The sequence below is a fragment of the Botrimarina mediterranea genome, assembly GCF_007753265.1.
Lineage (GTDB): Bacteria > Planctomycetota > Planctomycetia > Pirellulales > Lacipirellulaceae > Botrimarina > Botrimarina mediterranea.
The window spans coordinates 3,570,254-3,592,693 of record NZ_CP036349.1 but is presented as its reverse complement, the minus strand read 5'-3'; the positions used below and the strand labels follow the sequence as shown (position 1 = coordinate 3,592,693).

Below are 22,440 nucleotides of genomic sequence, written 5' to 3'. Positions count from 1 at the left end.
TTATCCCCAAGAGCCCCAACGCATCGCCCACCACCTAATGGCAGTTTCCTCCCTACCCTTGCTCCCCACCCGCTTGCGATCCCCCGTATCACCAACATCCCCCTATCCCCTTCCCCTGAACCACCCGCCATCCCCTGCGGCGCGAACCCCCGGGCGGTAAACTGCATCCCCTGTAGCACGAGCCGGGGCCGAGGACGGCCCGACTCACAAGCCCCGCTGAGGGGCTGATTGCTAACTGCTAACGACCAACCGCTAACCGCTTCCACCCATGCTCAACAAGTACTCCTCGCAGATCACGCAGCCCAAGTCGCAAGGCGCCAGCCAGGCGATGCTCTACGCCACCGGCATCTCAGAAGATCAGATGAGCCAGCCCCAGGTGGGCATCGCCAGCGTTTGGTACGAGGGGAACCCCTGCAACATGCACCTCATGGACCTCGCCGTGAAGGTCAAGGAAGGCATGGCGCCCGCCGGGCTGGTGGGCCTGCGGTTCAACACCATCGGCGTCTCCGACGGCATCTCGATGGGCACCAGCGGCATGTCCTACTCGCTCCAGTCGCGCGACATCATCGCCGACTCGATCGAAACCGTCATGCAGGCCCAGTGGTACGACGGCCTCGTGGCCCTCCCCGGCTGCGACAAGAACATGCCCGGCTGCGTGATGGCGATGGGCCGCCTCAACCGCCCTGCGATCATGGTCTACGGCGGCACCATCAAGCCCGGCTTCACCAAGATCAAAGGCGAGCCGGGAGCGTCAGCGACCGGAGAGAAACGCGACATCGTCTCCGCCTTCCAGTGCTACGGCGAATTCCTCGCCGGTCGCATCACCGAAGAAGAACGCCAGGACATCGTCCGCCACAGCTGTCCCGGCGCCGGCGCCTGCGGCGGCATGTACACCGCCAACACCATGGCCTCGGCCATCGAAGCGATGGGCATGTCCCTCCCCTACAGCAGCAGCACCCCCGCCGAAGACCCAGCCAAACTCCAGGAATGCCTTGAGGCCGGCAAGGCGATCCGCCACCTGCTCGAAAAAGACATCAAGCCGCGCGACATCATGACGCGCCAAGCGTTCGAGAACGCGATGGTCCTCATCATGGCCGAAGGGGGCTCGACCAACGCCGTCTTGCACCTGATCGCGATGGCCCGTGCCGTGGACGTGGACCTCACGATCGATGACTTCCAGAAGGTCAGCGACCACGTCCCCTACCTCGCCGACCTCAAGCCCTCCGGCAAGTTCGTCCAAGAAGACCTCCACAAAGTCGGCGGCACGCCGGGCGTGCTCAAGATGCTGCTTAAGGAGGGCCTCATCGACGGCAACTGCCTCACCGTTACCGGCAAGACGCTCGGCGAAAACCTCGAAGCTCTCCCCGGTCTCACCGAAGGCCAGAAGGTCGTGATGCCGCTCGACAAGCCGCTCAAGGCGACCGGCCACATCCGCATCATGCGCGGCAACTTCTGTCCCGACGGCGCCGTCGCCAAGATCACCGGCAAAGAGGGCTTGGTGTTTAAGGGCGTCGCCAACTGCTTCGACAGCGAAGAGGACATGCTGCACGCCCTCGAAGCGAAGAAGATCACCAAGGGCGACGTCGTCATCATCCGCTACGAAGGCCCTCAGGGCGGCCCCGGCATGCCCGAGATGCTCACCCCCACCAGCGCGATCATGGGCGCCGGCCTCGGCCAAGACGTGGCCCTGATCACCGACGGCCGCTTCAGCGGCGGCTCGCACGGTTTCATCGTCGGCCACGTCACGCCCGAAGCCCAAGTCGGCGGCCCGATCGCCCTCGTGAAGAACGGCGACAAGATCACGATCGACGCCGAGCAGAACCTGATCACCGTCGACATCACCGACGCCGAACTAGCCGCCCGCAAAAAGACCTGGACCGCCCCCGCCTACAAAGCCACCCGCGGCACGCTCTACAAGTACATCAAGAACGTGAAGAGCGCGTCGGAGGGGTGTGTGACGGATGAGTGAGGGCGACGTTTCGGAAAGGAGATAGGGGGATGTTGGTGATAGGGGGGATGGAGCTGCCGCTCCGCGCAATAGCTACCCTTTGCAGACCACGACGAAATGTCTCAGCAATACCGTGCTAAGCGACGGCTCGATCGAGAACGCAAAGCCCATGATCTTCAATTGCTGCGTGCTGTTGCTCGAGGAGGCGTGATCTCACTCCTTGCACTAGCGGGTTTCCTGTATTCGGATCGGGTCGATGAAAACACGCTACGTCGGGTTGAAGGGCGGGTTACGGAAATTGAGAGGCGTCTGAAGGGGCGGGCAAAGGAATATAGGGTAAGCACGCCAGGCGGCGAAACGCTTTCATTTGAGTTGCACCGCAGATTTGGAGGTCGTGTCCGTTCAATTGAAATTGGCGACGATGCCAAAGCTATTGTTGGAGACAGCTTTTGGGCAACCCGTACCGTCGAGTTATGGATCAATGGTGAGTGCCGATACGACAAAGCACATTTCCTAAAGGACGAAGGCTTTCGTCTACGTTCCATACTTGTGCTTTGCATGACATCCGTGCTGTTAGCTATTGCCTTGGAAATTCGCGGTCGTAAGAGTGCTCAGCCAAATACGCCTTCGTAGGTCAACCCTCACTGTTGAGCGGAGTATGTGTGATGCTCTTAAGATTGAGTTTCAGCCAAGATGGAAGGAGGAGTTAGTCTGCTCGATGGACGGCAGGCAGTTCGTTCTGGAGATGACAATGGGAGTCCTCTCGGTCTACCTCCCTTCGGAATCGAAATGGGAGGCTGATGCGCCTGAGTGGGCTAGTCATCAGTGGGAGCGAGTCAGTGATGACTTAGTGGCTTGGTGCAGTCAGCAAGACATTCCCGTAGTGATTGAGGACAGTGCCTGGGTAAGCTTCATGTAACGCTGCGAGTAGCTGAGCCGCAGCGCGGCGAAGCCCCCAGCGAATCACCAGCACGGTGTCCACCCGCTCGGCCGCTGGGGGCTCCGGCTCTCGCCTTCGACCCCAGCCACACGCCGTCTGCCCTCAAGAGTCAATTTCAGAATCGAGGTGACCCAGATGACCGTCCTCGTCGTTGGAGCAACTGGAGCAACCGGACGCCTCCTCGTGAAGGAGCTGCTGGACCGCGGGGCTTCGGTCCGAGTCGTAGCTCGGGACGTGGATCGGCTGGACGAGTCCGTAAGAGAGGCGCCCGCCCTCTCGATCGTTCAGGCGAGCATATCGAAGATGAGCGATCAGGGGATCCGGGAGCTCGTTGCAGGGTGCACGGCTGCCGTTTCGTGTCTAGGACACAACTTGAGCTTCAAAGGCCTGTTCGGACCGCCCTATCGTCTTGTGACGGACGCGACTCGTCGAATCTGCAAAGCACTCCAAGCGGAAGGTGGCGACGCGCCCCGTCGCTTCGTCCTGATGAACACCACTGGGGTGCGGAACCCGGACGTTGATGAACGGATCTCGGCGCCACAGAAGCTCATCATTCTTGCCCTGCGGCTCTTGTTGCCGCCGCACTCAGACAACGAGGGGGCTGCGCACCACCTTCGCCGAAGAATTGGCCCTTCGAATCCACACCTCGAGTGGGTCGTCGTCCGTCCCGATGGATTGGTCGATCATGACGTTGTCTCGGACTACGACCTGCACCCGTCGCCGACGCGGAGCGCAATCTTCGACGCCGGCCAGACGAGTCGCATCAACGTAGCGCACTTCATGGCCGCTCTTGTGACGGACGCTGATCTCTGGGAGCGCTGGAAGGGGGCGACGCCCGTCATCTACAACGCCGGAACCGTGTAGCCTTCGGCCGCTAGCTGCCACGCTATCTAACACTGGCCCGGCGCCATGCCCACGCGCCAGCATGGGCATGTGAACTGCCAGGAGACTTTGCCGCAACGTACATGCCCACGCTGACGCGCGTGGGCGTGGCGCCCAGATCGTGTCGTGGGCATGGGTCGCAGCGCAGCGCAGCGAAGCCCCCAGCGAATCACCAGCACGGCGTCCACCCGCCCGGCCGCTGGGGGCTCCGGCCATCGCCTTCGACCCCAGCCACCCGCCGTGAGGCGATAAGCCACGCGGCGCCGGTGGGTCAGTTTGACGCAGTGCAAGCGGCGCCGCGATGATCGATACTAGAGAAGAGAGAAGCGAGAAGCGGATGGCGATGGTCAGAGGCGGGGAGGCGGTTATCCCATCGGACTCAGGCGGTGTTTCAACCAACCCAAACCGGAGTGATCACGATGAGCCAACCCTCGGCATCCCCTTCCCTCGTCGCGCAGCAAGTCGAGCAAGAGCACGACGCGCTGCGTGACCTGCTCGGCGCGATCGCTAAGCAGTTCTCGCAAGGTCCCGGCGTCGCCCGTAGGGTCGCCGATGACCTCTTGGAACTCGGCGAGCTGCTCGGCAGACATTTCCGCACCGAAGAAGACGCCGGCTTCTTTGCCGAGATCATCGACAAAGACGCGCGCTTCACGGGCGAGGCGAGCCGGCTCTGCGACGAGCACGCAACGATGCTCCGCGACGCCAAGTCGCTCGCCGACAGGTTGTCGGTAGCCGACGACGCGGCCGCCATCTGGCCGGATCTGCGGCATGACTTCCACGAACTGAGCATCCAACTGATGCGGCACGAAGGCGACGAGAACCGCCTGCTTCAGCAGGCGTACGTCGAAGACATCGGTTCGAAGGACTGACGATGCGGGTGGCTAGGGCTCGCAGCGCAGCGAAGCCCCCAGCGAATCACCACCACGGCGTCGTCCCGCTCAGACGCTGGGCTCCGGCGATCGCCGGAGCCTCCAGCCACGCTCTTCAAAAAGCCCCGGAGGGGCTGAACGCCCGCCCGCCTCAGATGACCTCGTGTGGGCCTCTAGGACGCAACCTGCGGCGATCTAACCTCGAGTCGATGGATTTGCCGTTCGTTGCCTAAACCGCGTCGTACGGGGCCTTCTGGGGCCTCTGAACGCGTGTCTAGGACCACTCCCTAGCCGCTGTCGCCCCGCCGGGGGTTTCCTCTATCCTGTACCGTCGTCCCGGGGGCTCGTGTCCCTGGCGACGCACTGCCGCCCCCCGGGGCTAATGAACCCAGGCTGTTTCGCGGATGGACCCCCAACGCCCCTTGTTCGACGCCACCCCCCTGGCGCCCCCCTTTTCAGGTGGGGCTGTCGCGGGGCGGACCGCTGCGGAGTTCTTTGCCGGGGTGGGGCTCGCGCGGATGGGGCTCGAGCGGGCCGGCTGGGAAGTGGTCTTCGCCAACGACATCGAGCCCGCCAAGCGGCGGATGCACGACGGCCACTTCGGCCCGTCTCCTCACTACCACGTCGGCGACATCCACGACCTGGCCCGCGACCCGACGCAGGTCCCCCCCGCCCTGCTGGCCCACGCCTCGTTCCCCTGCACCGACCTCTCGCTCGCCGGCGGCCGCAAGGGTCTCAACGCCGGCCAGTCGTCCGCCTTCTGGGGCTGGATCGAGCTGCTGCGCGCGATGAGCGTTGAGCAACGCCCCAAGCTGCTCCTCGTCGAGAACGTCACCGGGCTCTTGTCGTCGCACAACGGCGCCGACTTCCGCGCCCTCGTCGCCGCGATCAACGACCTCGGCTACGCCGCCGACGCGATGATGGTCGACGCCGCCCACTTCACCCCACAGAGCCGGCCCAGGCTCTTTGTGATCGGCGTAGCTAGTGGATTCGAGACGCGCGCGTATCCCCCTCCCCCTTGTGGGGAGCCAGCTTTCTCAGAAAAGTGGGGGGAGGGGGGCGAAGTGGGTACACGCCCAACTAGAGATGAAGCCGGCGCGCGCTCAACAGGAGAAGAAACCTGGTACCCGGGTTCTTCACCCCTCCCCGACCCTCCCCATCAAGGGGAGGGAGACTCGGTGGCGTCCGTTAGGAGGGGCCTCAGCGTTAACGACCTTCACCCCTCCACCATCCGCCCCGCCAAACTCGTCGAAGCCATCCGCGCGAGCGCCGACCTCGACTGGGACCTCTCGGACCTCCCCGAGCCGCCCCCTTATGGCGTCGTCCAGCTCGAAGAAGTCCTCGACCGCTTGCCGGGCGACTCGCCGCAGTGGTGGAGCACCGAGCGCGCGGCGTATCTGCTCAATCAGATGAGCGACCGCCACCGCCAGACGGCCGACACGATGATCGCCGGCAAGAAGGTCTCGTACGGCGCCGTGTTCCGTCGTGTCCGCAACGGGCGCTCGATGGCCGAGCTACGCACCGACGGATTGGCGGGCTGCCTACGGACTCCCAAGGGGGGCAGCGGTCGCCAGATCCTCTTCGAGGCCGGCCGCGGCGAGTACCGCGTGCGCCTGATGAACCCCGACGAGTGCGCCCGCCTGATGGGCGCCAAGGGTTATCGAATCACGACGCCGCTCAACCAAGCCCTCTTCGGCTTCGGCGACGCGGTCTGCGTCGACGCCGTCGCCTGGGTCGCCCAGCACCGCCTCAACCCCGTGGCCGAAGCGATCCTCGGCGCCGCGGCTTCTTCTGTAAAGGATTGCACCACGACGGGCACGAAGGACACGACGAGCTGCCACTAGGAAGAACGCCGCCCCGGAAATCAGACCGTCGTGTCCTTCGTGTTCGTCGTGGTGAACACTTCTTCTTAAGACACGAGAGCGTGTTGCTCGGAGTTCGTGCGCTGGGCTTGTCGATCCATGGCCTCGTCCGACTCGTGGACGCCAGCGCATTTCGGGTCAAAGTCGCGGATCACTTCCGCCAGCCGCACGAGCTCCTTCTTCGGCGCCCGGAAGTGGATCGGCAGGTAGAGCGCTTTCTCTTTGGTCGCCTTCGCCGCGGCGGCTTCGAACGCTTGATAGCCGGCGGGCGGTTCGAGCACGACGAACGTCTTGTGGCCGAGCGTCGAATCGAAACCCTTGCGGTGTAGCTCCCGACGCAGAGCAACCGGATCGTCGGTGCAGATCGGGAACAACCAGTAGCCGTGGTCCTCGGCGGCGCGGCCGGGGCGGCTCAGGTTGGGGATCGTGCTCAGCACCGCGTCGGCGGCGTCGAGCCGCTGTTGCACCTTCACGGGGTCGAAGGTCTTCCAGCGGTGGAGCATCATCGCCAACAGCGGGTAGCTCGGCTGCTTGCGCAGCTTCCGTCCCTGGTAGTCCCGCGGCCCGTTGAAGTTACGCACCGGCGTGTTGACAAACTCTTCGAGGCCGAGCCGCCGAGCCGTATTGATGGCGATCGTGTACGGCAGGTTCTGCGTGATGAAGAGGAGTTCGGAGAACAGCACCATCCGCACGTAGAACTCGCTGCGCCGTTGCACGGGCAGCTGCGACTGGATCGCGCGCGCCTTCCGGTGAATCTCCTGATCGCGATAGCGGACGATTCCGCCCATCGTCGCCGAGCACGTCTTGAGCGGCCCGAAGCTGAACATCGTGACGTCGCTACGCGGATCGCCCCGCCACTCGTCGGCGCGGTAACATTGCGCGCAGTCTTCGAAGAGGATCAGGCCGTGCTTGTCGCACAGCTCGCGCAGCTCGTCGAGCTGTTGCCGTGCGCCGAGGACGTGGGCGTGGACGATCGCGACGGTCTTCGGCGTGATGGCCTTTTCGAGCAGGTCACGCCGCATCGACAGGGTGTCCATGTCGAGGTCGATCGGCACGGGCGTGAGGCCGTTGTCTTCGACGATCTCCGCCATCGGGCCGATGTTCATGCACGACATCAGCACCTCGCTCCCCGGCGGGAAGTCGTACGCGGCGAGGGTGACGTCGAACCCGCTTCGTAAAGACAAGCAAGCGAGCCACTCGTCGTCCGGCGACCAATAGCGCTCGACCTCGCGCTGTAGCGCCAAGCGATCGCCCGACGTAAAGATCTGCCGATAGCCAAACAGCAGGTCTCGCCATCCAAGGTCGAAACGGGTGCGCGGAATCATGCGGCAGACTCACTAGGGGATCAAAGGTCGAGCGGCGTCTCCTTTCAACCTGCGCAAAACGTTCCATCTGCCTAATTGCGCAGGTGATGATAATAACTAGGGGCGGGGCTGAGTCCAAGAACCTAAGGAGACTGAAGGCGAGCCGGGAGCCTCAGCGACCGGAGTGCGCCGCCGTTGGATAGTTTGGGCAGGGTTCCTCCGGTCGCTGACGCTCCCGGCTCGCCTCGCCCTCAGGCTTGGGGCTCTTTCTCCAGCCTCACCACCAACCCCTTAAACGCCGGGGTTTTACTCAACGGGTCAACGCCGCGGCTCACGAGGACGTTTGCCTCGGGGTAGTACATGGCCGCGTTGCCGGCGCGGATCGCGGGGTGTTTCGTCGCGCGGACGTGGCGCATTTCGCCCGCCGGCCCGACGACGCGTAAGGGATCGCCCTCCTTGGCGCCGAAGCGATCAAGATCGTCGGGGTGCATCAAGATCACCCAGCGACCCTCGACGCCGCGATAGAGGTCGTCGTCTTCATAGACGACCGTGTTGAACTGCCCCTCGCTGCGGATGGTCATCACACGCAGCTCGCCCTCCCCTGCCCCGCGTAGCGCCGGCGGCGTGAGGACGTGCAGCTGCGCGCGGCCATCGGCGGTTGGGAATCGCGGCGTGTGGAACGTCCGGCCGTCGATTTGGAATTCTTCTTTGGTGCGATCGATCTCGCCGACCTTTTCCCAACCCGGCACGACCTTGGCGATGGCTTCGCGGATGCGCCCTGTGTCAAGCATCGCGGGCCAGTCGAGCGCCGAGAGGTTCGCATTGCCAGCGAGTCGTCTGGCGACGCGGTCGGCGAGGTCGGCGATCACCTCGACCTCGCTCCGTGGTCCGTCGTGCCGACGCGGGCCGCCGTCGGAGAGCCGCACGAAGTTGAACATCGACTCCTGCGTCGTCGCCGAGGGCTCTTCGTCGCGCGCCAGCACCGGCAGTATGATTGTCTCGTCGGCGAGGCCGTGGGCGTGGCCCGTATTGAGAGTCGTGCTCAGGTAGGTGATCTGCTTGAGCTTGCCCAGCGCGGCGGCGGCGTACGTCGAATCAGGGTTCGAGCCATAGAGGTTGCCGCCGAGGCACAACGCCGTGGTCAGCTCACCGGACGTGGCGCCCTCCATGCAAGCCATCGTATCGCGGCCGATGGCCGTTGGAAGTTGCACGCCGTACTGTTCTTGCAATCCATCGAAGATCGCCTGCTTCAAGAGCGGCGTGACGCCCATCGAGCCGATGCCCTGCACGTTCGAGTGCCCGCGGATCGGCATCAACCCGGAGCCGGGCTTGCCCACCATGCCGCGCAACAGCGCAAGGTTGCCGATCGCCTGCACGTTCTCAACGCCGTGGGCGTGGTGCGTAATACCCATCGTCCAGGCGAACACCGCCGCTTTGCTCTTGGAGTACTCCTCGGCGATGCGGTCGATCGTCGCCAGATCGACGCCGCTCCTGGAAACGAGATCGTCGTACGAGGCAGCGTTGAGCGCGACATGCAGTTCGTCCCAACCGGCGGCATGATTGGTAAGAAATGCCTCGTCGTGCATGCCGAGTTCGACGATGCGCTTCTGGATCGCTACGAGCAGGGCCAGGTCGCCGCCGATGTGCGGCTGCACATAGAGGCTCGCGATCTTCGAACCGAACAGCAAACTCAACGGCCGGCTCGGGATGCTGAAGTTGACGAGGCCCGTCTCGACGAGCGGGTTGATGACGATCACCTCGCCGCCGCGGCGCCGCAACTCGTGGAGCGTCGTCATCAGCCGTGGGTGGTTCGACGCCGGGTTGCCGCCGATGAGGAAGACGAGGTCCGCCTTGTCGAGGTCTTCCAGCTGAATCGTCGCCGTGCCGCTGCCGGTGACGCTGGTGAGGCCGACGCCGCTCGCCTGGTGGCAGTAGTAACTGCAATTGTTGACGTTGTTCGTGCCGTAGAGCCGCGCGAACAGCTGCAACAAGAATCCCGCTTCATTGCTGCTGCGGCCACTGAAGTACCAGAAGGTCTCGTCGGGCGATGTGGTTGCAAGCTGATCAGCAACACCGTCGAGCGCCTCGTCCCAACTCACCGGCCGATAACGCCCCTCGGCCGCCGTGTAGCGAACGGGTTCCACCAACCGCCCGCAGTGCTCAAGCTGCCGGGGCGACATGGCGCGCAGCTCACGCGCGCCGTAGCGGTCCCAGAAATCGCGCGGGATACCCGGCTGCATGTCGGCGGCCATCGCCTGCATCGATTTCTTGCAGACCTCGGGAAAGTGCCCCGCCTCGTTGACCATCCCGCCTTGCTGGCCGCCCATGCCGAGCGCACAAGTCTTGCAGGCGTTCCGACTCCGCATCGCCCGCCAGAACGCCAAGAGCCCGCCCGACTCGCGCGCCTTTCGCAGCGTGTACAACACCGCCGGCCAACCACCGCCCGTTCGGACCTTACGCATGGTCGAATCTCAGAGAAGGAGATGAGGGAGATGTTGGTGATAGGGGGGATCGCAAGCGGTCGATGTGCTCAATCACACTGCGCCACGCGTCGTCGTTGTGAGTCTAAACTGCTTCCAAAAAAATAAGTTGATGAGGGCAGTCGCTAAGCGACTGCTGTTCAATCAAATGAATTCTACGAATCGCACTCCGCAAAGTTTTGGCTGGCAGCTTAATCAGCTTTTCCCGCCCGCTTGCGATCCCCCCTATCACCAACATCCCCCTTATCTCCTTCCAATTTGCGAGCACCACCACTCCGTTTAACGCGGCGCTGGCTGCGGGTGCGCATTGCGGCGAGGCAGTACTCACGCCGATTGTGGGCGAGTTGGCGGGTGCGGACGTCGGTGAAGCCCCACGAACGGACTCGGGCGATCGTGTCGGCCACCACGTCGGGCCGCGCGAGGTTGAGGCTAATCAGCTTGAGCGTCAGCAGGAGGCCGCGGACGTGCGTCGAGGAGTTAGTCACCAGTCTTTCAACGCCGTCGAGCGTGTACTGCGGCGCGCAGTTGATGTCGGCGGCGATCCAGTCGGCGTCGGTGATCTCATCGACCGCGATCTCGTTGGCCCGGGCGCGCAGATGCTCGAACTTGGCGTGCGTAGCGATCACCGGATCGACCTCGGCCGGATCGACGCCGACGACCGACATGCCGGCCTCAAGCAGCGCCTGGCTAGCGCCGCCCGGCGCGCAGCCGAGCTCGACCCACAAGTCTCCTCGCTGCGCCGGCAACGCCGACCAGCGCAGGCCCTCTTGCATCTTCAAGTACGCGCGCGAGACGGCGTGCCCGGGCAGTTCCAGTCGCGGCACGCCCCCCGGCCAGCGGTCGATGCGGCTGCGAAGCGCGTGGGCGCCGATCCACCACTGGTTCGGTTCGACCATCGCGATGTCGAGCGCGACCTTGATGGACCCCTTGCCGGTGGTCGCGGCCTTGTCGGGGGGCGGCGCCTTCTCGCCCCCTTCGCTGCGATCCACCAGGGCCCCCGCGGGCGCCGCGTCACGGATCGCGGCGACAGCGGCGAGCGTCTCGGCCGTAGGACCGGGCTCAATGCTGTTCTCACCCGGCAGGTCGTTGTCGCGTGCCCAGACGTGCAGCGCTAGCGGGCCCGACGCCGTCAAGCCACGGGTCGCTTCGTGTTCCCAGAGACGGGCGGCAAGGCTCAACGGATCGGACGACGGCGCCTCGACACGGCCGTACGACAAGCCGATGGTGCGAGCGAAGGTGAGCCGCACGGGCTCGAACCGCTCCGGTGACGTCGGTGCTGGGAGCTTGAACGTCACAAACCCCGGGCGTGAAAACGCGAACTTCCACCCCGACTGACGCGCCGCGACCTCTGCCTTGAGGGCAGGCTCAACGCCCGGCTGACAGGCGCAGTAAGCAAACTCAGTATCCACGAATCTCTCAGCTTCCGAACGACGAAGGGTTGAACCACGAAGGAACTAACCACAAAGGAACGAAGGAACGAAGTAAGTAGGATGCTTTTTCAATCCTTCCCCTTTGTTCCTTCGTTCCTTTGTGGTTCTTTATAGTAACACGGATAGGTCCCCAGCCCCATTGCCCAGCACACCACCATGGCTGAATCTAGCGACGAACTCCGGGCCCGGCTCAGCGACGAGCAGTATCAGGTCACCCAGCATTGCGGCACCGAGCGACCGTTCTCCGGCGCCTACTGGGATCACAAGGAGCCCGGCGCGTACCACTGTGTGGTGTGCAGCGAGCGGCTGTTCGATTCGACGACGAAGTTCGACTCGGGCACCGGCTGGCCGAGCTACTTCGACGCCACCGGCGGCGCCGTCACGACGCGTCGCGACGAGAGCCACGGCACGGTCCGCGAAGAGATCATCTGCGCGAAATGCGGCGCCCACTTGGGCCACGTCTTTCCGGACGGCCCGCCGCCGACGGGCTTGCGCTACTGCGTGAACTCCGCGTCGCTGGCGTTCGTGCCGGAGTAACGCATCGCTAGGTCGTCTTGATGAACTCGCAACCGAGCTTCGTCACGCCGTACGCCGTCGTGCGCCAGCGCACTTGGCCGACCGCTTGCACGCCGGGATAGCCCGCGACGGCGAAGTCGATGAGCATTAGATCAGCGATCGCGTCCCCGGTGCGCATCAGGCCGACGCCTCCGACCGAGATGTTGAGCAGCGTCATGTCGTACGCCTCGGCGATCGCGCGGCCTTGTTCGTTCAGCGGCACAACGACGACGGGCGCCGACAAGGCATACCGCACGCTTCGCCGGCGTTCGACACGCTCGCAATCTTCGCCGAAGAACGCCGAAAAGACTTTGCTGCCCGAGGCGAGGAAGCTGTTCGTCGCACCGTGCGCGGCGGGTGCGCTCGGCGCATCGGTTGGCGGCTCGAGTTGCGGCAGCGCGATGCCGTTGGTGCTACGCCCTTCGGTGAAGTAAACCTGCCCGCACTCGGGGCACGACACCGGGGCGGCCCAGAATCCTGGCCGTGGCGCCGGCCACGGCAGGTCGCGGTTGCAACCAGCGCAGTTGCCGATCAGGTGGGACTCCAACGCCGCGGCCGGCGTTTGCGGAACCTTGCCGATGTTGCAGAGGAAGTTGAACTCGTTGTCGAATTGGGCCACCAGCTGTTCGATCTCGGTTGACATGATCAACCCTCGTAGCTGTGCCGGCTGTGAGATATCGCTGCCTCGTCAGCCGTTAGGGCGAGGCAGTGGGCGCGAAGTGCGTCACAACGTCGCAGGAAGATTCGAATGCGATTGGTCGGCCCGTGGGGATTTTCCACATGGTTTCTCAGTGACCACCCGTTTCAGAGTGCGTTTTGTGACGGGCATGCCGACAAAGCCAAGCGCGATGCCGCAGCCTTTTCGTATTCTCACGATGGCGCACGGACTTCCCAAAGTGGATATCCACTATCTGGGTCTTTATGACTTGCTTCGCAAGGGGTGACAGACGGGTGGCGCTACTTGCCGAGCGGCCGCAACGGGCTGAAGGCGAGGACGAATCGCTTCTCGCCGTGGTCGGGGAAGATCACCGCGGCGCGGCGGCCCTTGCCCGAACCGCTGAGAGTGAGCACCGTTCCGACGCCGAGCTCGGGGTGCTCGACCTCCATCCCGATCTTGAACGCGTCGGGCGAAACGCGCATCGCCCCCATCCCGCCCGCAGAGAGCAGCGTCGCCGCCGTCTTGATGGCCGGCGCTTCGACCGTGACCGGCTCAGGCGCTTTGGCAATCGGTTCGTGGCGATAGACCTCTTCGTCCGGCGCGTCGCCCCAATCGCCGATCAGATCGTCCGGCGCCAGGCCGAGGTCGTCCGTTGCGGCAAGCTGCGCGAGGTCCATCGTGTCGGTCGGCAACTCCATCAAGAAGCTGCTGGGGATCGCGATGCGGCGCTGGCCGCGGTAGTCCCGCCGGAGGGCGTGGCTGAGCTGTAGCTCTTGCTCGGCGCGGGTGATGCCCACGAACGCCAAGCGGCGTTCCTCTTCGAGCTGCGTCGGATCGTTCGCCGAACGCTCGTGCGGCAGGATGCCGTCCTCGACCGCAAGCAAGAACACGACCGGGAACTCCAAGCCCTTCGCGGCGTGGAGCGTCATCAGCGTCACCTTGTCGTTGTCGTCGTCCCAGCCGTCGGTCTCGTTCACGAGCCACGTGCGTTCGAGATAGGCTTCAAGATTCGCCTCGGCCCCTTCTTCCTCTTCCATGGCCTCGTCGAACTGCCGCGCGTCGGTGAGCAGCTCTTCGATGTTCGCCAGCCGGTTGAGGTCCTCTTCGCTATCGCTCCCTTGCAAGTGCTTGCGGTAGCCGGAGTGCTCGAGCACGGCGCTGACGGCTTCTTCGGCGGGGCCGCCGACGTACGCGTCGAGCGTATCCATCAGCGTGACGAACTTGGCGACGAGCGTTGCGGTGCGCTTCGTGACGCCATCGATCTGCGCCGCGTCGCGCGCGGATTCGAGCAGGGAGATGCCGTGACGGTACGCGTAATCGCCGAGACGCTGGATCGTCTTCGCCCCGATGCCGCGCGCGGGCGAGTTGACGGTCCGCTCGAAGGCGAGGTCGTCCTTCGGGTTGTTCATCAGCTGACAGTAGGCCAGCACGTCCTTGATCTCACGCCGCTGATAGAACTCCTGCCCGCGCACCATCTGGAAGGGGATCTGCTGCTGGCGGAAGACGCGTTCGATCGCCCGCGACAGCGCGTTTACCCGATAGAAGACGGCAAAGTCACTCCAGCGCCGGCGGCCGCTGCGGACCGCGTCGCGGATCGCCGTGGCGACGCCACGGGCTTCGTCGTCACCATCCGCGTAAGTGACGAGCCGCACGGGCGGGCCTTCGGGATTCTCGGTGAACAGCGACTTGGCTTTGCGTTTCTTGTTCTGAGCGATCAGCGTGTCGGCGACCGACAAGATCGCCGGCGTGCTGCGGTAGTTCTGCTCGAGCCGCACGACCTTGACGCTCGGATAGTCGTTCTCGAACTCGAGGATGTTGTTGAGGTCCGCGCCGCGCCAGCCATAGATCGACTGGTCGGGGTCGCCCGTCGCGGCAAGGTTCGGGTGATCGACCGACAGCGCGCGGAGCAGCACATACTGTGCGCGGTTGGTGTCCTGGTACTCGTCCACCATGACGTAGCGGAAGCGCTCGTCGAGATTCGCGCGCAGGTCGGCGTCGTCGTGCAGCAGCCGCGCGATGTGCAGCAAAAGGTCATCGAAGTCCACCGCCGACGACGCGATCAGCCGCTGCTGATATGCGGGGTAAACCGCCGCGACGATTTCGGACAGCGGGTTGCCCGGCCGCGGCTTGAACTCCTCGGGGCCGATCAGGCGGTTCTTCGCCTTGCTGATCGCGGCGGCGATCCGGTCGGGCGTGTAGCCCATGACGGGGATCTGCAGCGACTCGATCACCCGCTTCAGCGTCTGGCGCGCGTCGCCCGCGTCGTAGATCGTGTAGTTGGGGTCGAGGCCGACGCGCTCGGCGTACTTCCGCAGCATCTTCGCGCCGAAGCGGTGGAACGTGCTCACCCAGACCTTCTCACCGGGAGCGAGCCGTTCGACGCGCAGCCGCATCTCGGCGGCGGCCTTGTTGGTGAACGTCAGCGCGAGGATCTGCCACGCCGGCACGCCGAGCGACAACAGGTGGGCGATGCGGTGCGTGACGACGCGGGTCTTGCCCGAACCCGGCCCGGCGAGGATCAGCAGCGGGCCATCGACATGCTCGACCGCTTCACGTTGGGCGGGATTGAGGCCTTCAAGGAGTTTCGTCACAGCGGGTCCGTCCGATTTGCCAGTAGCAGCGGCGCGCGCCAGCTCGTCGGCAGCGCCTTAACAGAAGTCTACGGGCCGGCGCCGGCGCCGGGCCACCCGCTAGCACACCGCGGGGTCCCGTGATTTGTGGAAAAAGTGGCGAAAATGCTCCCCGAGTCGGCGGCGAATCGCTAAACTCCGCGACAATTCTGCGGCTCGGACGGAGCTAGCCGCCGCGCCGCGTGCAGAACCACAACACGCCACAAGGGAGGGAACCCCGACATGAAGACGCGTATTCCGGTCGACAAAGTTCAGGCCGCCAGCGACGATCTCCAGCGTCGCCTCGAGATGAGCACCGCCGAGATCGGCCTCGCCGTCCGCACGACGAATTGCCTGGAAGAGAAGGGCGTTTTCACGGTCAACGACCTGTTGCACTGTTCGCCCGAAGACCTGCTGAGCATCTCGAACTTCGGCGAGAAGACGCTTGAAGAGGTCTACAAGGCCTTGGAAGGGGTCGGCTTCTACCGCCCGGCCCGCCAGCAGGCCGCCCCTGCGATGGCCCCCCTCGCCCGCCGGGCCAAATAAGCCCTTCGACCAGTTGGTCCGATCCACCAACTGACGGGCGCTAGCGCCGGAAACTAGACTAGAGGCGGGGGCGGATGTCCGCTCCCTTCCGCCCCGCCTCGTGGTCTGCCCTGCTGGATGCGTCGCCGCTTTCCCCTCTTGCTGAAGAAACGCGGCCGTCGCCGCACCGGTTCGCCGGTGTGGGCGTTGGTGGGTGAGTCGCTCTACTACGCGATGTTCGTCGCGGCGGGCGTGATCGGCCTGTGGTGGAGCCTGTCGGATGTCTTGCTTCCCGAGTGGCGCCTCGCGCGGCGTTCGCTCGGTTTCGTCGAGACCACCTGCACCGTCCGTGGTCAGCGCGTCGCCAAACGACCGGGCCTCGCCGAAGAGGAATACTGCCCCGAGCTCGAAGTCGAGTTCACTCCTGTGGGCGCCGATCCGGTGCGGGTCTGGACCCGCCACGGCGTCGGGCGCGACACGCCGAGTGAGAAGGAAGCCGCCGCCGAGCTGCAGCGATTCCATCTCAGCGACCGGCTCGAATGCTGGTACGACCCCGAGGACCCCGCAGAGGTTTTGCTCAGCGTGCGGCGGCGCTGGTGGCCGTGGCTGGTGCTCTCGATCCCGATCTCGTTGGTCGTGATCGGCGGCACGGGTCTCGTGCGGAGTCTGGTGCGTTCGCAGACATCGCCCGAACGCCGCTCAGCGCAAGTCGCGATCGGGCTCGGTTTAAAGCCGGCGAACGCCACAGCGTTGCGGCCGACGATTGCTTCTGGGCTGCCGTCCATTGAAACGCTTGCGGATAGCCCCGGAGTCGCACGGACCCACCGCCTGCCGGTGGATGGCGCCAGCGGTTGGCGCGTTGCGGGGATGGCGACCCTCTGCTTGGTGTGGAATCTGCTGGTAGCGTTGTTCGCCTATCAGATAGGCGTCGGCTACTTCCCGGTCTGGCTGCGGGTGATCCTGGCTCTCTTGGTCGCGACGCCGCTGGCGGTGATCGGTTGGCGGATGACGATGTCCACTTGGCGCGAGACGCGCGGCGTGGGTGGCGCCGGTTCGACTCGGGTCGAGATCGATCGCTTCCCGCTCGTCTCGGGGGAGCCGGCGCAGGCGACGCTGCTGCAATTCGGCCCGGCGCGGTTGCGTGCCTTGGAGGTCGATCTCGTTTGCGACGAGATCGCCTCGTTCCGCCAGGGGACCGACAGCCGCACCGCAACGGTTGAGGTGTACCGGCGGAGCCTGCTCGCAGAGAAGCGGATCGACGCGCCCGCCGGCGAGGCGTTCCGGCGTGAGCTCGAGGTCCGCACGCCGACGGCCGGGCCGCACTCATTCGTGTCGCCGAACAACGAGGTGCGTTGGTCGATCGAGGTCACAATCACGCCCATCACCCGCGCCGAGGTGCGTCGTCGGTTTCCGTTGTGTGTTCATCCGCCGGCGATCGACCGTTCGGACGAGTTCGTCTCCACCGCGACGATGGAGGAGGTCGGATGAACGAACCCGTTGTCGAAGACGAAGGCGCGCAACTATGGGTCGATCGTGGCGCGCGGCGTTACGCGCCGGGCGAGCTGCTCACGGGCGGGTATCGCTTGGCTGATTGGCGCGACGACGACCTGACGGCGATCGAGTTCTCGGTGCTTTGGTACACCGCGGGGCAAGGCGAGGAAGACTTCTTCGTCCATCACTTCGATCGGCAGAAAGCCGCGGTGCTGCCAAAGCGTCACGACGAGACGCCCTACCGGTTCGAGGTCGTGATGCCGGCGAGCCCGCTCAGCTACGACGGCCAGATCGTTAAGGTCTGTTGGGCGGCGCGGTTGCGGGCCTTCTTCCGTAGCGGCAAGCAGCGCGTCATCGAGACGCCGTTCTGGTTGTCGCTGCCGTCGGACAAGCCTCCCGCCGTAGAAACGTCGAACGGGGAGGCCGCGCCGCTCCGATGAATGCCTCCCCTGCAACCACCGCTACTCCGCCCTCGCGCGACGCGAACCCGTTCGCGACGTGCTGGACCCGCCCGGGCGCCCTGCCCTGGCGTGGCGATATCGACGCGGTGGTTGAACGACTGCATCGCTGCGAATGGCGAGGCCAGGTTGTTGGGCCACATGGATCGGGCAAGTCAACGCTAATCCTTTCGCTTATCGAGCCACTCCGCGAAGCCGGCAAGCGGCCGGTGATCGTCGATGTTCTGACGGATGACGATCCACAAGGCGACACGCTGCTTGTCGAGGCATTCGAACGCCTGCCACGTCGCGAACAGCGACGGCGCCTAGCGCAGTGGCGTGAGTCGGGCCTCGGGTATGTCGTCACGACGCATCGTCCCCTGCGCAGCTGGTTGGCTCCGCTCCCCGTAGTCGCCGACGCGGCGCCCGACGAATCCGTTGTCGCTGCGTTATACGGACAGCTAATCGAACGTCGCTCGACACCCGTGACGCTGGGTGATGCGCTGGCGAGCTTTGCTAGCCACGATGGCGACCTGCGCGAGACGTGGTTCGACCTCTACTCGCTGCACGAAAGCCGGAGGCGGCGAACCTTGCCGCCGGTCGTTGCGTACTCGGAGCGGAAACCGGCGCCGCAAGACCGCGGCGCGACGCTTCTCTGAGGGGGGCCTCTGGCCTCGGAGTCGATGTCTGGGCGGGCCACCCGGTGGGTGTCCAGTGACGGCGCCAATCGGCGCAACCCGCCAGGTTTGCCTCGCCGTTACGGTCGGGATAATCGTAATCTGCGTCCAAATGGCGAGGAAACTCAAGCCGTGAGTTGCCTCCCGGGGCGCCTGCGAGGTAGATAAACACAACGGCAATTTGTCCGTCCACCTTTCCTAACGGTCAGAACACGATGCGTCCTGTCGCCCTCACGTTGTCGCTCGCCCTCGTCGCCGGCCTGTCTGCCGACGCGTTCGCACAGTGCTGCGGGACGCCGACCGTGGCGTTCTCGCCGGTTGTCGCCGCCCCGGCGCCGGTCGTCGCTCAGACGACGACGGTCGATAGCTGGTACCCAGGCCGTGCCCTCGCCAACTTCAGCCGGAGTCTCTTTGGCGGGAGCACGACCACGACGACGTTCGCAACCCCTGCGGCCGGTGTCGCTACGCCAACAACGGCGTTTCGTCCGGTCGTGATGGATACCTGGGGAGCGACGCCCACTTGGGGCGCTACGACGGCCTACCGGCCCACCTTCCCGGCGACCTGGGGCCAAGTCGCGTATTCGCCAGTCGTGCAGACAGTTAACCGCCCGGTCGTGCTGTCGCCGGTTATGTCGATGCCCGCGGCTGCTTCGGCATGCAACGCCTGTGACGCTTGCGGCGGAGTTGCTCAGGCGTCGTTCATGTCCTCCCCCACGAGCACCTGCAGTTCGTGCAGCGCGGCCTCGAACGTCGTAACGCCGTCAGGCGCCTACGACTCGTCGACCTATGGCTCCTCGACTCTCGTTGAGCCGGCCCCTGCCTTGGCGCCGACGGAGAACCCCCCGCCGGTCCGTTCGCAGCGTCCCGAGATCGACGACACCGACAGCATCCTCCATGACGAGCCAGCGGGAGAGGAAAAGACGCCCACCGACGCGGCCTCTTCCAACGATTACTTCAATGCCCCGCCGTTGTTCGCCCCGCCCGCGAACCGCGTGACCCAGAACACGCACCCCGCCCCGGTCCACACGGCGGTGTACCGCCAACCCGTCGAGAATCGCGCCGCCTCGCACCGCACGCAAGCGACGGGCAAGACGCACCACCTCAGCGCCGATGGCTGGGCCTCGGCGGACTAAGTATCGGGGAAGGCCGTATAAGCGAGCCTTTGGCGAGTTGCAAACGTCAGCGCACGGAGTGGAAGCACCAAGACGCTTCGCTCTGGTCGCCGAACGTTTACGGCTCGCCTCTTTTTTTGCGCCCCTGTATCGGTTACGCACCGGCTCGATCTTGACCCGTTTGCTCCGCTGCTGGTAGTTAGCTCTGTCTGTTTTGGGGCGACCTAGCGAGCAATAGGGAGTGCGTCGGGTGGATTCGACTAGGCGAAAGCGCAGCGGCCGAGTATCTCGGCTGTGGCGCGCGCTGCTGTCGATGCTGTCGCTTGCCCTCGGGGTGGCGACGTCGGTCGCGTACGCCCAGACGGTGCAACTCCCGTACAACGGCGTCCCCACACCGGAGTGGGGCGCCCCCGCGGTAACTCCCATGCCGCAGCCGACGCTTGGCGTCCCGGCGCCCAGCTTCAATCCTTACATGACGAGCCAGGGTACGCCCGTTTTTGGCTCGCCTGTCGGCCCTCCCCCAGCAACCTCCCTCCCCTACGCCGTCGCCCCACAGGCGCCCATGTCGCCTGCGTGGGGCGCGCCAACGGCCCCAGCCAACTTGGCGAATCCGTCGAGCGCGGGGGCCTTCGGTGAAGGCAACGCGATCGGGTGGCAATCCGGGGTCTACGGCTTTCAGCAATCGGATGGCTCGACGGTAACCTGGCGGCAATTCCTGGCCCGCTTGCGGTACGAGCACACGTTGCTTCTGGGCGACAACACGGTCGATTCGTTCGGCATGAATCGATCGGAGGTGGCCTCGACTCTGGCGGTCCCGATCAACGGCTCGGTCGAGACGCCGCTCTTCGTGACGCCAGGCTTTGCTTTCAATTGGTTTGACGGACCGGTGGCCGACCCGGCGGCAGTGCCGCGTGGCCCCGACATGCCTCCGCTGGCGTACGACGCCTATCTCGATCTCGCTTGGAACCCGCAATTCACGCCACAGTTTGGCGCCGAACTCGGTTTCCGTACCGGCGTCTGGACGGACTTCAAAGAGGTCAACGGCGACACGGTCCGCCTGTTGGGTCGTGGCTTGGGCGTTGTGTCGATTACCCCGCAATTCGACTTCCTACTCGGCGCCGTCTACCTCGACCGCGTACGCACCAAGCTCCTGCCCGCAGGCGGCGTACGCTGGCGTCCTTCGCCGGAATGGGACCTCTACCTCGTCTTCCCGAACCCCAAGATCCGGCGGACTTGGTTCTCGTCTGGGACGGCCGATTGGTGGTGGTACGTCGCCGGTGAGTATGGCGGAAGCTCGTGGACGCTCGAACGCGCAGGCTTCGGCGACCGCGTCGACTACAACGACATCCGCGCGATCCTTGGTGTCGAGTGGCAAACGCCGCGTCAGGCGACCGGCCATCTGGAGATCGGCTACGCATTTGATCGAGAGCTGGTCTTCGAGAGCCAGGACCCCTACAGAGGAAAGCTCGACGACGCGATCATGTTCCGTGCGGGCATCGGCTACTGATGACAGGTCACGGAAACGAAGGGCAGGAGGCTGCGATCGTTATGCTGCGTCTAGGCTCGTTGGTGCTAGCGGCAGTCTGCTCGATGGGCGGCGCCGGCACTGCTGCGCAGGACTTGCCCAAGCGGCTGCCGGCTTCGCCGACGGATGAGACCCGGTGGGCGAGCGACAGCGACTCGCAGCCCGAGTATCGATTGGCGCAGAGCACCGAGGCGATCGGCATGCCCGCGGTCGCCCAGCCCCCGATCGAAGCCGTCGAGGCGCCGGCGGCGCCAACGCAGCGTGGAATCTTCCAGGGCGTCGAACTCAACGCCGGCTGGATGCCACGGCTCGAGAGCGACGGTCTCGGTCACACGAACCTGTCCGCGGCGGTGAGCTTTGGCGTGCCGCCGTTCGTCTTCGGCACGCCGGTGTTGATCACGCCCCGAGCCGGGCTGCACCTCTTCGACGGGCCCAGCACGATCGACGCCCCATCGAGCGTGAACGACTTCGAACTGTCGTTCGCAACCTTTAAGAAGTTCAACGAGCGCTGGAGCTTCCGAGGCAGCTTCAGCACCGGCCTCTATGGCGACGATTACAGCCTCGACGACAGCGACGCCTTGCGCTTCAGCGGCTTCGCCGCGGCGGTCTACCAAGCGTCTGAAGAGTGGCAGTGGTTGTTCGGCGCCGCGTATCTGAACCGCGACGACCTGTCGGTCATCCCCGTGGCGGGCTTCATCCGCGACTGCGGCGACGTCCGCTACGAACTGATGATGCCCCGGCCGCGGGTCGTCTGGCGGTTGCCTCAGGACGAGGCGGGCGCCGAGCGAGCGGTCTACCTCGCCGGCGACCTCGGGGGCGGCGCCTGGGCCGTCCAGCGCCCCGACGGCACGACCGACACGCTCAATCTGTCGAGCTGGGGCGTCGGCATCGGCTACGAAACCAAAGCCGGCCCCGGCAGCCTGCTCGCCGGCAAACGCCGTTATGAATTGGCGTACGTCTTCGGCCGCAGCATCGAGTACCAGAACACCGGCGAAGACGTGTCGCTGGATGACTCGCTGGTGGCTCGCGTCGGGTGGTCTTACTGAGCGTGGTGCGCAGTTGACTCTGTAGGAGGCGTCTCCAGACGCCGATTACGGTCTCTTGGCCGTTACGGTATGGTGCGCGTAATCGGCGTC

Annotated in this window: 18 protein-coding genes; 13 read left to right on the top strand and 5 right to left on the bottom strand. The window is 65.0% G+C overall.

The window, feature by feature from the left end:
• Positions 1 to 268: 268 nt before the first annotated feature.
• From ilvD to dcm, 5 genes are all read left to right on the top strand, one after another.
• The gene (gene ilvD / locus Spa11_RS13790; RefSeq protein ID WP_145113201.1) at positions 269 to 1,969 is read left to right on the top strand and encodes a dihydroxy-acid dehydratase; all 1,701 of its coding nucleotides are present in this window, start codon (positions 269 to 271) and stop codon (positions 1,967 to 1,969) included.
• A gap of 96 nt (positions 1,970 to 2,065) precedes the next feature.
• Positions 2,066 to 2,581 carry a hypothetical protein gene (locus Spa11_RS13785; protein WP_145113199.1) on the top strand — a complete coding sequence of 172 codons (516 nt, stop codon included), beginning with the start codon at positions 2,066 to 2,068 and terminating at the stop codon, positions 2,579 to 2,581.
• A gap of 442 nt (positions 2,582 to 3,023) precedes the next feature.
• The gene (locus tag Spa11_RS13780; protein ID WP_145113197.1) at positions 3,024 to 3,752 is read left to right on the top strand and encodes an NAD(P)-dependent oxidoreductase; all 729 of its coding nucleotides are present in this window, start codon (positions 3,024 to 3,026) and stop codon (positions 3,750 to 3,752) included.
• 437 nt (positions 3,753 to 4,189) lie between these two features.
• Positions 4,190 to 4,639: a hemerythrin domain-containing protein gene (locus Spa11_RS13775; protein ID WP_145113195.1), complete on the top strand. Its 450-nt coding sequence runs from the start codon at positions 4,190 to 4,192 to the stop codon at positions 4,637 to 4,639.
• A 422-nt stretch (positions 4,640 to 5,061) separates the two neighbouring features.
• The gene (gene dcm, locus Spa11_RS13770; protein ID WP_197529390.1) at positions 5,062 to 6,483 is read left to right on the top strand and encodes a DNA (cytosine-5-)-methyltransferase; all 1,422 of its coding nucleotides are present in this window, start codon (positions 5,062 to 5,064) and stop codon (positions 6,481 to 6,483) included.
• A gap of 65 nt (positions 6,484 to 6,548) precedes the next feature.
• Here dcm and Spa11_RS13765 read toward each other — a convergent pair whose 3' ends face one another.
• The 3 genes from Spa11_RS13765 to Spa11_RS13755 all read right to left on the bottom strand — a co-directional run bounded on the left by Spa11_RS13765 (position 6,549) and on the right by Spa11_RS13755 (position 11,694).
• Positions 6,549 to 7,826 (bottom strand): DegT/DnrJ/EryC1/StrS family aminotransferase, encoded by a 1,278-nt coding sequence (locus tag Spa11_RS13765; protein ID WP_145113191.1) that lies wholly within the window; start codon positions 7,824 to 7,826, stop codon positions 6,549 to 6,551.
• Between the two features lie 230 nt (positions 7,827 to 8,056).
• Positions 8,057 to 10,267, bottom strand: coding sequence for an FdhF/YdeP family oxidoreductase (locus tag Spa11_RS13760; RefSeq protein ID WP_145113188.1), 2,211 nt, complete (start codon positions 10,265 to 10,267; stop codon positions 8,057 to 8,059).
• 209 nt (positions 10,268 to 10,476) lie between these two features.
• A complete protein-coding gene (locus tag Spa11_RS13755) occupies positions 10,477 to 11,694 on the bottom strand; it encodes an SAM-dependent methyltransferase (protein WP_145113186.1) in 1,218 nt (405 codons plus the stop codon).
• 177 nt (positions 11,695 to 11,871) lie between these two features.
• Here Spa11_RS13755 and msrB point away from each other — a divergent pair, with 177 nt between their 5' ends.
• Complete coding sequence (msrB, locus tag Spa11_RS13750; protein WP_145113184.1) at positions 11,872 to 12,252, top strand: peptide-methionine (R)-S-oxide reductase MsrB; 381 nt, start codon at positions 11,872 to 11,874, stop codon at positions 12,250 to 12,252.
• A 7-nt stretch (positions 12,253 to 12,259) separates the two neighbouring features.
• Here msrB and Spa11_RS13745 read toward each other — a convergent pair whose 3' ends face one another.
• Together Spa11_RS13745 and Spa11_RS13740 are read right to left on the bottom strand one after the other, a co-directional pair.
• Positions 12,260 to 12,913 (bottom strand): PilZ domain-containing protein, encoded by a 654-nt coding sequence (locus Spa11_RS13745; protein WP_145113182.1) that lies wholly within the window; start codon positions 12,911 to 12,913, stop codon positions 12,260 to 12,262.
• A 314-nt stretch (positions 12,914 to 13,227) separates the two neighbouring features.
• The gene (locus Spa11_RS13740; protein WP_145113180.1) at positions 13,228 to 15,519 is read right to left on the bottom strand and encodes an ATP-dependent helicase; all 2,292 of its coding nucleotides are present in this window, start codon (positions 15,517 to 15,519) and stop codon (positions 13,228 to 13,230) included.
• Between the two features lie 261 nt (positions 15,520 to 15,780).
• On the opposite strand from Spa11_RS13740, the gene Spa11_RS13735 reads away from it, so the two are divergent.
• The 7 genes from Spa11_RS13735 to Spa11_RS13705 all read left to right on the top strand — a co-directional run bounded on the left by Spa11_RS13735 (position 15,781) and on the right by Spa11_RS13705 (position 22,350).
• A complete protein-coding gene (locus Spa11_RS13735; protein ID WP_145113178.1) occupies positions 15,781 to 16,083 on the top strand; it encodes a DNA-directed RNA polymerase subunit alpha C-terminal domain-containing protein in 303 nt (100 codons plus the stop codon).
• 117 nt (positions 16,084 to 16,200) lie between these two features.
• On the top strand, positions 16,201 to 17,550 hold the full coding sequence (locus Spa11_RS13730; protein WP_145113176.1) for a DUF3592 domain-containing protein: 1,350 nt from the start codon (positions 16,201 to 16,203) through the stop codon (positions 17,548 to 17,550).
• The gene (locus Spa11_RS13725) at positions 17,547 to 17,993 is read left to right on the top strand and encodes a hypothetical protein (RefSeq protein WP_145113174.1); all 447 of its coding nucleotides are present in this window, start codon (positions 17,547 to 17,549) and stop codon (positions 17,991 to 17,993) included. The genes Spa11_RS13730 and Spa11_RS13725 overlap by 4 nt, the downstream gene beginning before the upstream one ends.
• Positions 17,990 to 18,649, top strand: a complete 660-nt coding sequence (locus Spa11_RS13720) for a P-loop NTPase family protein (protein ID WP_145113172.1) — start codon at positions 17,990 to 17,992, stop codon at positions 18,647 to 18,649. The genes Spa11_RS13725 and Spa11_RS13720 overlap by 4 nt, the downstream gene beginning before the upstream one ends.
• Positions 18,650 to 18,882: 233 nt before the next feature.
• Positions 18,883 to 19,800, top strand: coding sequence for a hypothetical protein (locus tag Spa11_RS13715; protein ID WP_145113169.1), 918 nt, complete (start codon positions 18,883 to 18,885; stop codon positions 19,798 to 19,800).
• 292 nt (positions 19,801 to 20,092) lie between these two features.
• Entirely contained in the window at positions 20,093 to 21,286 is a 1,194-nt protein-coding gene (locus Spa11_RS13710; RefSeq protein WP_145383021.1) for a hypothetical protein, read from the top strand.
• A 41-nt stretch (positions 21,287 to 21,327) separates the two neighbouring features.
• A complete protein-coding gene (locus Spa11_RS13705; protein WP_145113165.1) occupies positions 21,328 to 22,350 on the top strand; it encodes a DUF6268 family outer membrane beta-barrel protein in 1,023 nt (340 codons plus the stop codon).
• Positions 22,351 to 22,440: the final 90 nt, after the last annotated feature.

Coding starts and splice junctions, on each gene's coding strand:
- Spa11_RS13725 (WP_145113174.1), top strand. CDS start 17,547: ATGAACGAACCCGTTGTCGAAGACGAAGGCGCGCAACTATGGGTCGAT.
- Spa11_RS13710 (WP_145383021.1), top strand. CDS start 20,093: ATGCTGTCGCTTGCCCTCGGGGTGGCGACGTCGGTCGCGTACGCCCAG.
- Spa11_RS13720 (WP_145113172.1), top strand. CDS start 17,990: ATGAATGCCTCCCCTGCAACCACCGCTACTCCGCCCTCGCGCGACGCG.
- Spa11_RS13715 (WP_145113169.1), top strand. CDS start 18,883: ATGCGTCCTGTCGCCCTCACGTTGTCGCTCGCCCTCGTCGCCGGCCTG.
- msrB (WP_145113184.1), top strand. CDS start 11,872: ATGGCTGAATCTAGCGACGAACTCCGGGCCCGGCTCAGCGACGAGCAG.
- Spa11_RS13745 (WP_145113182.1), bottom strand. CDS start 12,913: ATGTCAACCGAGATCGAACAGCTGGTGGCCCAATTCGACAACGAGTTC.
- Spa11_RS13765 (WP_145113191.1), bottom strand. CDS start 7,826: ATGATTCCGCGCACCCGTTTCGACCTTGGATGGCGAGACCTGCTGTTT.
- Spa11_RS13785 (WP_145113199.1), top strand. CDS start 2,066: ATGTCTCAGCAATACCGTGCTAAGCGACGGCTCGATCGAGAACGCAAA.
- Spa11_RS13760 (WP_145113188.1), bottom strand. CDS start 10,267: ATGCGTAAGGTCCGAACGGGCGGTGGTTGGCCGGCGGTGTTGTACACG.
- Spa11_RS13735 (WP_145113178.1), top strand. CDS start 15,781: ATGAAGACGCGTATTCCGGTCGACAAAGTTCAGGCCGCCAGCGACGAT.
- Spa11_RS13705 (WP_145113165.1), top strand. CDS start 21,328: ATGCTGCGTCTAGGCTCGTTGGTGCTAGCGGCAGTCTGCTCGATGGGC.
- Spa11_RS13780 (WP_145113197.1), top strand. CDS start 3,024: ATGACCGTCCTCGTCGTTGGAGCAACTGGAGCAACCGGACGCCTCCTC.
- ilvD (WP_145113201.1), top strand. CDS start 269: ATGCTCAACAAGTACTCCTCGCAGATCACGCAGCCCAAGTCGCAAGGC.
- Spa11_RS13730 (WP_145113176.1), top strand. CDS start 16,201: ATGCGTCGCCGCTTTCCCCTCTTGCTGAAGAAACGCGGCCGTCGCCGC.
- Spa11_RS13775 (WP_145113195.1), top strand. CDS start 4,190: ATGAGCCAACCCTCGGCATCCCCTTCCCTCGTCGCGCAGCAAGTCGAG.